This is a genomic window from Wenzhouxiangella sp. XN201 (assembly GCF_011008905.1).
GTDB lineage: Bacteria > Pseudomonadota > Gammaproteobacteria > Xanthomonadales > Wenzhouxiangellaceae > Wenzhouxiangella.
This window is the reverse complement of record NZ_JAAIVI010000017.1, coordinates 404775-415900: the sequence shown is the minus strand read 5'-3', so window position 1 is coordinate 415900 and position 11126 is coordinate 404775. Positions and strand designations below refer to the sequence as shown.

Here is an 11126-nt window from a genome sequence, read left to right as displayed (position 1 = left end):
TCAGCCGATTCTGCAGCCGGGCAAGTCGTGGGAGTGAGCGGCGATTTCGGCGCGCCCGACCAGCCTATCCCTACAGATTTCTCCCATAGAACAACTCCTGCATCTCCTTGCGCAGGCGTTTCTCGATGCGAGTGCGCTGGCGTGTTTCGAGATCGTTGGCGTTGATGCCGAACAGGTAGTTGTCCAGTTCGAACTCCTTGAGCCGCATCTTGGTGTGGAACAGGTTTTCCTGGTAGACGTTGACGTCGATCATCTCGTAGGCCTTCTTGGTATCGCGGCTGAAGTAGTCCTGGATCGAGGTGATCTTGTGGTCAATGAAATGCTTGCGGCCGCGCACATCACGGGTGAAGCCCCGCACCCGATAGTCGACCGTGACGATGTCGGACTCAAAACTGTGAATCAGGTAGTTGAGTGCCTTCAGCGGCGAAATCACGCCACAGGTCGCCACGTCGATGTCGGCCCTGAAAGTGCAGATGCCGTCATGCGGATGACTTTCCGGATAGGTGTGAACCGTGATGTGGCTCTTGTCGAGGTGCCCGACCACCGACTCCGGCAGCGGCCCGGGCGCGGCCAAACCGGCTTCGCCGGCATTTTCGACCGGCTCCTCCGCAATCAGCATGGTCACACTCGCGCCCTGCGGCTCGTAGTCCTGGCGCGCGATGTTGAGGATGTCGGCACCGATGATGTGCGAGACGTCCGTCAGGATCTGCGTCAGCCGCTCGGCGTTGTAGGCTTCGTCGATATAGGCGATGTAGTCCTTGCGCTCGCCGCTGGAAGTGGCAAAGCACAGATCGTAGATGTTGAAGCTCAGTGCCTTGGTCAGGTTGTTGAAACCGTGGAGCTTGATGCGGCGTGAAACCATGCGGAAATTCCGTAATCGGCGCGGGCCAAACGCGCGATTATCGACGATCTGACCCGCTCGTTTCCACCCCGCAGGAGACGTCCGCCCGGGCACTCACTCACACGGAGTTTGACGTTCATCACGGACCACGGCAGAATTGATGATCATTAGCGGTGCCACACGGTGCCCAAGGGGCCGTCATCAAACACACAATCGAGCAGATGATGAAAGAATTCCAGTTCTACCCGATCGATCGGGAGGCGATGGATCGTTTCCTGAGTATTTGTCAGCGCCAGCATTTCCCGGCCAAGTCCACCGTGACGCGGCCCGGCGACCCTGGACAGAGCCTGTATTACATCATCGAGGGCTCGGTTTCGGTGTCGACCGAGGGAGACGACGGTCGCGAACTGATCCTGAGTTATCTCAACCCCGGCGACTTCATCGGTGAGATGGGCCTGTTCATGAAGCCCTCGCCGCGCGAATCACTGGTGCGCACCCGCACCAAGTGCGAAGTGGCAGAAGTCTCCTACGAGCGCCTGCGCGACGCGCTGGACAAGGAATTGAAGGAGCATGCCGTCGACATTCTCACGGCGATCGGCTCGAAATTGGCCCAGCGACTGCTCCACACCCGGCGCAAGGTTTACCACCTGGCCTTCCTCGACACCCAGGGTCGAATCGCCAAGACACTGATCGACCTGTGCAGCGAGCCGGATGCCATTTCGCACCCGGAAGGCACGCAGATCAAGGTCACGCGTCAGGAATTGAGTCGCATCGTCGGCTGCTCGCGCGAGATGGCCGGTCGGGTGATGAAAAGCCTCGAGGAAGAGGGCATGATCCGCGCCTCGGGCAAGACCGTCGTCGTTCTCGGCACTTTCAAGGGCGCACCGGGCTGACCGGCGCCGCCCGCGGCGTCACAGCAACCAGAGCGCGAGACCGGCGGCAGCGGCCAGCACGATTGCCACTGCCAGCCAGGGCATCCAGCGAGGGTGACCGGAGCTACCAGCCGTATCAGCCTCGTCGGGATTGTGAAAGCGGAATTCCACGCGACCGAAGCGGAGGCGATCGCCATCGCTCAGCGCCGCACTCGAGACTTTCTGCTCATTGACAAAAGTCCCGTTGGTCGACAGCAGGTTGACCACGCGCCAGCCGCCGGCGTCGCGGCTCAGACGGGCGTGTTCGGACGAAACACTGGCGTCGTCGATTCGCAGGTTACAGCTTTCGGCCCGGCCGATGACCATGCGCGCCGAAGTGAGGGCGAAGCTCTGGCCGCTGACACCCTCGCTCAGACCCGACAGCTCGGCCCGTGAGGTTGTGGACTCCGCCTCGGATGCTTCCCCGATCAGCTGGCTGACTTCCTCGCGACTGAAAACCTGGGTGCCCTGCGGCCCCTGGTCCCGACGTGCTCTGCGTTCATTGTCACTGGTCATGATCGTTATCTCCCGTTAGCGGCGCCGAAATGGCCATTTCCATCGCGCAGCCGGCGTCGGACCCTCCATTGGTGCAGCGACCACGACGACCGACACGTTGTCGTGCGCGCCTGCGGCCAGCGCGCCTTCGAGCAGGGCGTCGACCACCCGCACTGAATCGACATCTTCGGCCGCATTGAGAATTCGTTCAATCTCCGCGTCGCCGAGCTCCCCCGACAGGCCGTCGGAGCATAGCAGGATCAGATCGCCGGCCTGCCAGCGTCCCGTGACGACATCGACCCGCGGATCCTCGTTTCCGGCCAGGCCCAGACAATCGGTCAATACATGGCGTTGCGGGTGACGCGTGGCTTCATCCGGCGAGAGCGCGCCGGACGCGACCAGAGCCCCTGCCACGTTGTGATCCCGGGTCAACAGCTCGAGCCGACCCGTTGACGGAGAAAACCGGTAAGCACGGCTGTCGCCGACCCAGCAGACTTCGAACTCCGGCGCCCGCTCGGCCAGGGCGACGATGGTCGTTCCCATGTCGTTGTACTCGGGGCGGTTGTGCTGTTCGCCTCGGATGGCGTAGTGCGCCGCCACCACAGCATCGGCCAGCGCCGCGCCGCCGGCTACCTGTTCACGGACGGTTTCGCGCGCAACCTCGCTGGCCCGGGCACCCCCGGCATGGCCACCCATACCATCGGCTACCAGCCAAAGGCCCAGTTCGTCGTCGGCGAGAATGGCATCCTGGTTTTCCCTCCGCACGCGGCCGATATCGCTGACCGATGCCGACCGCCTGCTCCCCGACGTTTCCGTCACACTGCTCATGATTGTCGTATCGCGTAGAATTTCCGGTGTCTGCGGCCCGCCTGTCACGGCGGCCTGACCGTGTTTTCGGCCAGAATAGCCGATTTTTACCTCCACAGCGAACCCACTCGAAACGACCACAACGTGAACCCGCAAATCCCGACGGCCGCAACGACACACTGGCGCATCCTCAAGTTCGGTGGCAGCTCCGTGGCACGCGCCGAAAATTGGCCGCACATCGTCGCGCGAGTGCGCGAATTCAGCCAACAGGGGCAACCCGTGGTAGTGGTCGTTTCGGCCCTGCGCGGCGTGACCGACCGGCTGCAGGCGCATATCGACGATGGTGCACAAGCCGACAACGCGGTGCTGCTGGCCGAACTGGGCCAGCGTCATCGGCGCCTACTCGAAGAATGCGGGCTGGACCCAAGCGCACTCGACGAAACGCTGGCAGCGCTCCAGACCTTCCTGGACGGCGAGTACGATTCAAGCAGCCCGGCCAAACAGGCCCAACTGCTGGCGTTTGGTGAACGACTGTCGAGCCGATTGAGCGTGGCTCGACTCGAGCTCGACGGCGTCGCTGCGCAATGGCTCGACAGCCGCGACCTTCTGGTCAGCTTCGAGACCGAGTCGCGCTCCCGACGCGCGCGCTACCTGTCGGCACGTTGCCGACCGCAATCCGATCCGGCAAAAGCGAAAAGCCTGGCCAAGAAGAGCCGGGTCTGGGTGATGCCCGGATTCATCGCCGCCAATCCCGGCGGCGAGACGGTGCTGCTCGGACGCGGCGGATCGGACACCTCGGCAACATCGCTGGCAGCGGTGCTCGGCGCCCATACCGTGGACATCTTTTCGGACGTACCCGGCCTGTTCTCGGCCGACCCGCGGCACGTGCCGGGTGCCCGCCTGCTCAGGCAGGTTGGCTTCCGCGAAGCCCAGGAACTGGCCGCCATGGGAGCCAAAGCCCTGCATCCGGCAGCGCTGATTCCGGCCCACGAACACGGCATCGAAATCAAGATGCACCAGACCGACCGGCCCGACATCGAGGGCACGCGGATTACACCGGCGGCGCGCGAGCATGGTGCCCAGGTCAAGGCCATCGTCCAGCGCAAGCCGATTACCCTGGTTTCGCTCGAAGATATCGGCATGTGGCAGCAGGTCGGCTTTCTGGCCGCGGTGTTCGAGGTGTTCCGGCGGCTCGACCTGTCGGTCGACCAGGTCTCCACATCGGAGTCGAACGTGACACTCACGCTCGATCCCGATGCCAACGTGGCCGATCGACCCGTGCTCGAGGAACTCGCCCGCGAGTTGGGCAAGCTGTGCAAGGTCGAGATCCTGAGCGATTGCGCGACCGTCAGCCTGGTCGGGCTGGGCATCCGCACGATCCTGCACCGGCTCGGCCCGGCGCTGGAAGTGTTCGAGCAACGCCGCATCTTCCAGGTCAGCCAGGCGGCTAACGACCTCAACCTCACCTTTGTCGTCGAATCGCGCCACGCCGACCGCCTGGTCCAGCAGCTGCACCAGCAAGTCATTCCCGGCGGCGTCGGCGGCGACTCGGTGTTCGGCCCGACCTGGGAGCAGTTGTTCCGCAACGACGCCGGCCCGGTCGCAACCAAACCGTGGTGGCAAACGCGCCGCGAGGAACTGATCAAACTGATGGACGGCCGCGAATGCGCCTACGTCTATGACCTGCCGAGCGTGCGCGCTGCCTGCGAGCGGCTGCTGTCACTCGGCGCGGTCGATCGCGTGCTCTATTCGATGAAAGCCAATCCGCATCCGGAAATCCTGCGCACCGCGGTCAATGCCGGACTGGGCATCGAGTGCGTCTCGCTCAACGAGGCGCGGCGCGCGCTCGATTCCGTCAACGGACTTGCGGCAGGGGACATGTTGTTCACGCCCAACTTTGCCGGTCGTGCCGAGTATCGCCAGGCCGTCGAGCTGGGCCTGCCGCTGACCATCGACAACCTTTACGTACTCGAGCACTGGGGCAGCGACCTGGCCGGCCAGTCGGTCTTCCTGCGCCTGGATCCGGGCTCCGGGCTGGGCCATCACAAGCTGGTGCGGACCGCCGGCAGCCATGCCAAGTTCGGCATCCCCTTAAGCGAACTCGATCGCGCCCTGACCCTGTGTCGCGCCCACGATATTCGAATCAGGGGGCTGCACGCCCATACCGGCTCGGGCATCATGCATGCCGACAACTGGCACCGCAGCCTGGAAACCCTGGGCGAGGCCGCCCGGCGTATCGACTCGGTCGAAATCATCAACCTCGGCGGTGGCCTGGGTGTGCCGGATCGAGCCGACGAACTGCCGCTGGACATCGCCGCCATGGACGGCGGCCTGGCACAACTGCGCAAGCAGCTGCCGAGCTCGGTGCGCATCTGGATCGAGCCCGGACGCTACGTCGTCTCACCCGCCGGCGTGCTGCTGGCCCGGGTAACCCAGACCAAGGGCAAGGGCGATGTGCGCTACATCGGCCTGGCCACCGGCATGAACTCCCTGATTCGCCCGGCGCTCTACGGCGCCTGGCACGAAATCGTCAACCTCTCGCGCCTGGACGAGGGCGGCAACCGCGTCTACAACGTGGTCGGCCCGATCTGCGAAAGCGGCGACATCCTCGGCCTCGATCGACTGCTGCCCGACTCGCGCGAAGGCGACATCATGCTGATCGCCAACACGGGCGCCTACGGCGCGGCGATGGCCTCGCACTACAACCTGCGGGCGCCCGCGCCGGAACTGACTCTGGACTGAGCGCCCTCGGCGGGCGCCGGCTCCGCCAGACGTGCCACCGGCCGGAACAGTCGCCGGTAGCGGGCCGGCGTCAGGCCGGTCCGGCGCTTGAACAGCCGCCTGAAAAAGGATTCATCCTCGTAACCGACGCGGGCACAAATCTCGTCGACCGGCTCGCCGGTCGACTCGAGCAGCTGCTTGGCTTCCTCGACCCGCAGATTCTGCACATAGTCTTTCAGCGTCACGCCGGTGGCCCGCTTGAAACGCCGCTTGAGCGTTCGCTCCGCCAGCCCCGAGTATTCGGTGACCCCGGCAATCACCGCCTCGTCGGCAAAGTGGTCGGCCAGCCATCCCTCGCAGCGCCGGATGGCTGCATCGGCATGCAGAGTGTCGCGGACCAGCGGCTCGAAGGGGAGCTGACCCTCGCCGTGCCACTTGAGCAGATAGACCTTGGCGATGCGCAAGGCCTCCCCGGGGCTGATGTGCCGGGCGATGATGTGCAGCGCCAGATCATGCCAGGAGGTGGAGCCGCCGGCGGTGACGATGCGGCCCTCGGCATCGGCGACGACCAGATTGGGTTCGGGCCGGAAGTCGATTTGTGGGTATTCGCGCTCGAACAGCGCCCGGTAGCCCCAGTGAGAGGTGGCGGCGCAACCGTCGAGCAGCCCGCTTTCGGCCAGCATGATCGCGCCGGAGCAGGCTGAGTAGATCTCGGAACCGGCAGCGTAGGCAGCCTTGAGCCAGGTCATCAACTCCGGGTACCGGCCGTGAAAGGATTCCTCGGGACCCAGCCAGAGTTCCGGGAGGATGACGACAGGCGCAGCCGGTCCCTGCAGAATCGTTTTCTCCGGCACGACCGGCACCCCGTGCCCGCATCGAAACATCCCCGGGGCCGGTGCCACGATTTGCACACCCAGGCGCCTTTCAGCGGGCGATTCATGCGTCAGTGTCTGCCACAGTTCGCCGGCTGCCGACAGCACGTCGACCATGCCGTACAAGGCCGAACCGGCCGTTTCCGGTACCGCCACGATGTCGACCGCGACGAGCTTTCGGTCCGAATCATTCATTTTTTCGCCCCGCCTGGCACGAATGCCCCGATTTTGGCCCTTTTGCTGCTTAATTGCCAAATCGCCGTTGCTTAATCTGATCCTGCGCCCGAATGCTTCGGGCAATGACACAAACCACAGCAAGAGGATCGATACCATGCAACAGACACAGACGATGAACGGCCTGAACCTGGAACAGATGACCCAGACAGTACAGGCATTGAGCGACGACCCCGGCCTGGCCCAGTTTGAGTTCCGTGCCCGCAACACCTGGATCAGTGGCGGAGAGAACCGCTCTAAGATCAAGGACTTCTACGGTGCCGGCCAGGAAGACAGCTCGCGTGCCCAGGGCTGGGAATTCACCAACGGCGAACCGCCGGTGCTGCTCGGCGACAACGAGGGCGCCAACCCGGTCGAGTTCCTGCTGCACGCCCTGGCCGGTTGCGTGACCACCACCACGGTGCTGCACGCCGCCGCCCGTGGCATCACCATCCACCGGCTGTCGACCGAGCTGGAAGGCAGTATCGACTTGCAGGGCCTGCTCGGGCTCGACGAGGATGTTTCGGCCGGCTATGAGAACATCACCATCCGGATGGACATCGAGGCCGACTGCAGTGACGAGGAGCTCGATGACCTGCTGGCGTTTGCCCAGGGCCACTCGCCGGTCTGCAACACCGTGTGCCGGCCGGTTCCGGTGACGATCGAGCGGGTCGGCGCCGACGCACGTGCCGTGGCCTGAACCGGCTCGGCGCCAGGCGCGATCCCGAACTTCGGGATCGCGCACTTCAGGTCTCGAACCCGTCAAGCCAAGCAATTACCCGTTTCCGCAGTCGCCTGCGCGCGCCGGGGTCCTCAACGCTCTCGGCGGGCTCGGCCGGACGGTCAGGGAATTCCCGGACGACACGGTCGCGGGCTGAATCGGAGCCCCCGGCACGCCGGTTCAGTTCGTGACGACAACGGTCAGCGGCAGTCGCTCGAGCAGTCGACGGCCGCCGGGTGAGCCCAGCCAGCCGTCTCCGCGACGTACCACCAGTTCCACCACTCGCTCCTCGGCCAGGGCACGCAGCAGATCGCCGGTGCCAAGCGCCGGCAGGGCCCGCGAACGCCACCTCGGAACCGCATCCCCGAAGGCATCGGCCAGTCGCTCCGTGCCGTGAGCGCCGGCCGAGGGGGCCAGCAACACCACCAATTCTCGGCCGGCCATTCGGGCCCGTTCCACCGACAGGCCGATCATGGTGCGTCCGGAATCGACACTCTCGACCAGCACCGCGATCCGACCACGCTCGCTCGCCGGCGCGGCCGAACAGATGTACACCGTGCCGCCCGCCTCGCGCGCCAGCGTCAAGGACGCCCGGCCGAGCTTGCGCCCCAACCGTGCCGACCAGCCAACACGCCCGAGCACCAGGAAATCACCGGGCTCCGACAGGGCGAGCACTTCGTCCACCAGGCGTCCGTGCAAGACGACCAGCTCCCAAGCCAGATTCCGCGCATCGGCGACCTGCTCGATGGCCCGGCGGATGGTCGCAGGAGCGCGTTGCCGACGGCGGGTCAACTGCGCCTCGTAGAGCGGCCGGATCGACCCGGACACGGCGCCGATCTCACGGGCAAAGGAATATGCGGCGCTTCGAACGCGGTCCGGCTCTTCCACTGAAACGGCGAGCAGTGGCACGTCATGACGCCGCGCGAGATCGGCCCCGGCCTCTAGTGCATGCAGGGCGTCCGGGGACGCATCGACGAGAACGACGACCCTGGTCGGCGCCAGTTCATCGAGTGGGCTGTTCTCAGGCTTCTGCTCCATCGCCTTCCTGGCCCTTGTCGCGCTCTTCCCTGAACTTCCGGGCGATGCGCGCGAACTCCCGCAATCGGTCGGCAACGCGCCGGTTGAAACTGCCGTCGGGGTAATGGCCTTCGGCGTCGAGTTCGCCGGCGGTCATGCCGGTCAGCAGGTCGAGAGCATCGTTGACGGTCTCGGCCGGGTAGATCCGGAATCTGTCTTCGGACACCGCCTCGCGGACCGCCGGCTTGACCATCAGGTGCTCGACGTTGGCGGCCGGCACGATGACACCGTGCCCGTCGAGTTCTCCGGCCTGTCTGCATACGTCGAAGAATCCCTCGACCTTCTCGCTGATGCCGCCCACGGCCTGCACCTGTCCGTGCTGGTTGACCGATCCGGTCACGGCCAGGGACTGCCTGAGGGGCACGCCGGAAATGGCCGACAGCAGCGCGCAGGTCTCGGCGAGCGAGGCGGAATCACCCTCGATGCCACCGTAGGACTGCTCGAAGACCACGCTGCCCGACAGTGACAATTCATTGTCGGGCGCGTAGCGGCTGGCGATGAAACGCGACAGGATAAGCACGCCCTTGCTGTGAATGGGGCCGCCCAGTTTGACCTCCCGCTCGATGTCGACGACCTGGCCCCGACCCGGGCGTGCCGTGGCTGTGATCCGGGAGGGGCGCCCGAAACGAAAGTCGCCGAGCTGGATCACCGAAAGCCCGTTGAGCTGGGCCACGGCTTCGCCACTGGTGGAGACCATGACCGTGCCCCGGTCGATCTGCTCGAGGCTGGCCTGGCGCAGGCGGCCGGCTCGCTCATTGCGCTCGTCGATCGCGCGCTGCACGTGCTCGCGAGTGATCACCTCGGAATTCGCCTCTCCGGCCCAGTAGCCGGCCTCGGTCAGCACGTCGCGCAGCACCCGATCATCCGCGGTCAGCTTGCGCTGGTCGTCGGCAAGACGGCTCGCGTGCTCGACCATTCCGGCGACCGCTGAACGATCGAGCGGCGGCGTGTTCGACTGCCTGGCCAGGGAAGCGAGCATGCGAGCGTAGAGCGTGTGGTTGTCGTCGTTGCGCTCGATGTCGTCAGCGAAGTCGGCTTCGACCTTGAACAGCTCGAGAAAGTCTGGGTCGTAGTGCGCCAACAGGTAGTAGAGCAGCCGCTCGCCGACCAGCACCACCTTGACCGAGACCGGAATGTTCTCGGGTTGCAGGCTGCTGGTGCTGACCAGGCCGTAGAGCCGCTCGAGTGACTCGATACGCACGTTGCCGGAAAACAGCACGCGCTTGAGACTTTCCCAGGCCATCGGATGCGACAGGACTCGCCGGGCATCGAGGATCAGGTAGCCGCCGTTGGCCTTGTGCATGGATCCCGGGCGGATCATCGACACGTCGGTGTAGAGGGCACCGTTGCGCATCTGGTGCTCGATCCAGCCGACCAAGTGATGGTGCGTAGGCAGGTCCTCGTAGATAATCGGCGCACCCTCGGCTTCGGCATTGTCGACGAGCAGGTTGACGCGGAAGCGTTCGAGCAGTTCGTCGGGCGGGCCACTGCCTCGTCGCCCGCGCAGCGCCTCGGCGTTTTCGACCACATGCTCTCGGGCAGCATCCAGGTAGCTGGTCACGTCCGGTTCGTGCGACCAGTGATCCTTGAGTTCCCGTACCGGCCCGCCGAGCGCGAACAGAATCATTTCCTCGTTGAGCTCCCGTAGCCGGTTGCGAAGCTCCTTGCGCAACGCCGGGATGCGCTGGATCTCCTGCTGCAACTTCTTCTGCAGCTCGGCGACTTTGTCCTCGATCTTCTTGCGTTCGTCGTCGGGAAGCTTCTCGTATTCGTCGGGTTCCAGCACCTCGCCGTCACGCATCGGCGCCAGCGTAAACCCGCCGGGCCGGGAAATCAGTGCGATGCCGGATTCGTTGGCCTCCTCGCCGATCGCGCTCAGCCCCTTCTGCTGACGCTGCTCGAACCCTTCCTGTAGATCCTGCATCCGGCTCTGGTATTCCTCGCTCTCGAACACCGCCGCCACGCCAGTACGCAGTTCCTCGATGAAGCCGTCCATATCGCGACGCAGGCGCCGGCCATCGCCGGCGCTCAAACGGATGGCGCGCGGAGCGTCGGGCTCGGAGAAGTTGTAGACGTAGCACAGGTCCGGCGGCACGTTCTCATCAGCCGCGCGTTGCTCCAGAAAGCGGCGCACCAGGGCATGCCGGTCCACGCCGCGGGGACCGAGCACGAAGAGATTGAACCCGTGGTTGCGGATGCCAGTGCCGAACCGCATGGCCTGAAGGACCCGCTCCTGACCGACAGGATCGCCAAGCGGTTCCAGAGTTTCGGTGGTCTCGAAATCCAGACAGTCTTCCGGACAGCGCCGGTAGACCTGGTCAACGGCGAGCGGCTTGATGTCGGCCATGGAATTCCCCGTATCTCATCCTTCCGGTCTACTTTAACGCCGAGACAGTACCCACGGACAAGCTCACCCGCCGATTCAGCACACGCAATGACACCGGGTGCAAAAGGGACTATATTGATTT

General features: G+C 64.8%; 9 protein-coding genes. 3 read left to right on the top strand and 6 right to left on the bottom strand.

Features of this window, described 5'->3' with window-relative positions:
- Positions 1-70: 70 nt before the first annotated feature.
- Complete coding sequence (gene speD, locus G4Y73_RS02420) at positions 71-862, bottom strand: adenosylmethionine decarboxylase (RefSeq protein ID WP_164228990.1); 792 nt, start codon at positions 860-862, stop codon at positions 71-73.
- A 200-nt stretch (positions 863-1062) separates the two neighbouring features.
- Here speD and crp point away from each other — a divergent pair, with 200 nt between their 5' ends.
- Positions 1063-1734 (top strand): cAMP-activated global transcriptional regulator CRP, encoded by a 672-nt coding sequence (crp, locus tag G4Y73_RS02415; protein WP_240451122.1) that lies wholly within the window; start codon positions 1063-1065, stop codon positions 1732-1734.
- Between the two features lie 18 nt (positions 1735-1752).
- Here the strand turns inward: crp and G4Y73_RS02410 are convergent, their stop codons facing one another.
- Complete coding sequence (locus tag G4Y73_RS02410; RefSeq protein ID WP_164228988.1) at positions 1753-2268, bottom strand: FHA domain-containing protein; 516 nt, start codon at positions 2266-2268, stop codon at positions 1753-1755.
- Between the two features lie 15 nt (positions 2269-2283).
- A complete protein-coding gene (locus G4Y73_RS02405) occupies positions 2284-3075 on the bottom strand; it encodes a protein phosphatase 2C domain-containing protein (protein ID WP_164228986.1) in 792 nt (263 codons plus the stop codon).
- Between the two features lie 123 nt (positions 3076-3198).
- Here G4Y73_RS02405 and G4Y73_RS02400 point away from each other — a divergent pair, with 123 nt between their 5' ends.
- Positions 3199-5796: a bifunctional aspartate kinase/diaminopimelate decarboxylase gene (locus G4Y73_RS02400; RefSeq protein ID WP_164228984.1), complete on the top strand. Its 2598-nt coding sequence runs from the start codon at positions 3199-3201 to the stop codon at positions 5794-5796.
- On the opposite strand, the gene G4Y73_RS02395 is transcribed toward G4Y73_RS02400, so the two are convergent.
- The gene (locus tag G4Y73_RS02395; RefSeq protein WP_164228982.1) at positions 5754-6842 is read right to left on the bottom strand and encodes a helix-turn-helix domain-containing protein; all 1089 of its coding nucleotides are present in this window, start codon (positions 6840-6842) and stop codon (positions 5754-5756) included. The two genes, G4Y73_RS02400 and G4Y73_RS02395, sit on opposite strands and share 43 nt — an antisense overlap.
- Before the next feature lie 136 nt (positions 6843-6978).
- Between G4Y73_RS02395 and G4Y73_RS02390 the strand changes: the two genes are divergently transcribed.
- The gene (locus tag G4Y73_RS02390; RefSeq protein WP_164228980.1) at positions 6979-7560 is read left to right on the top strand and encodes an OsmC family protein; all 582 of its coding nucleotides are present in this window, start codon (positions 6979-6981) and stop codon (positions 7558-7560) included.
- Positions 7561-7761: 201 nt separating this feature from the next.
- Here the strand turns inward: G4Y73_RS02390 and G4Y73_RS02385 are convergent, their stop codons facing one another.
- Complete coding sequence (locus tag G4Y73_RS02385) at positions 7762-8619, bottom strand: universal stress protein (protein WP_164228978.1); 858 nt, start codon at positions 8617-8619, stop codon at positions 7762-7764.
- A complete protein-coding gene (locus G4Y73_RS02380) occupies positions 8603-11005 on the bottom strand; it encodes an ATP-binding protein (RefSeq protein ID WP_164228976.1) in 2403 nt (800 codons plus the stop codon). Before G4Y73_RS02380 ends, G4Y73_RS02385 begins: the two co-directional genes overlap by 17 nt.
- Positions 11006-11126 lie beyond the last annotated feature (121 nt).